Source organism: Pseudoalteromonas sp. SG45-1, assembly GCF_014164135.1.
In the GTDB taxonomy this organism is placed as follows: domain Bacteria; phylum Pseudomonadota; class Gammaproteobacteria; order Enterobacterales; family Alteromonadaceae; genus Pseudoalteromonas; species Pseudoalteromonas distincta.
The window spans coordinates 1-328 of record NZ_JACJEP010000081.1 but is presented as its reverse complement, the minus strand read 5'-3'; the positions used below and the strand labels follow the sequence as shown (position 1 = coordinate 328).

The 328-nt window shown below is 34.8% G+C and carries 1 rRNA gene; it reads left to right on the top strand.

What is annotated here, in order from left to right:
• Window positions 1–77: ribosomal RNA gene (locus tag H5117_RS20455) — 16S ribosomal RNA — on the top strand; the annotation flags it as partial.
• Window positions 78–328: the final 251 nt, after the last annotated feature.

Below are 328 nucleotides of genomic sequence, written 5' to 3'. Positions count from 1 at the left end.
CCACGGAGTGATTCATGACTGGGGTGAAGTCGTAACAAGGTAGCCCTAGGGGAACCTGGGGCTGGATCACCTCCTTATACGATTTAGAACTTATTTGTTCGTAGTGTCCACACAGATGATTGTTAATTAGTGCTTGTTCTTCGGAATAACTAATTAATATGCTCTTTAAAAATTTGGAAAAGCTGATAATAAAATTCTGATGAATACATTGTATTTATCAAGAGTTTTCAAAAGTAAAAAAAGAATGGTAGCAGTACCATTCAGTGCCATTTGATTAACGTTTTACGTTGATTGATTGGTATCTACTTTAGTATTCAATATTAACTTC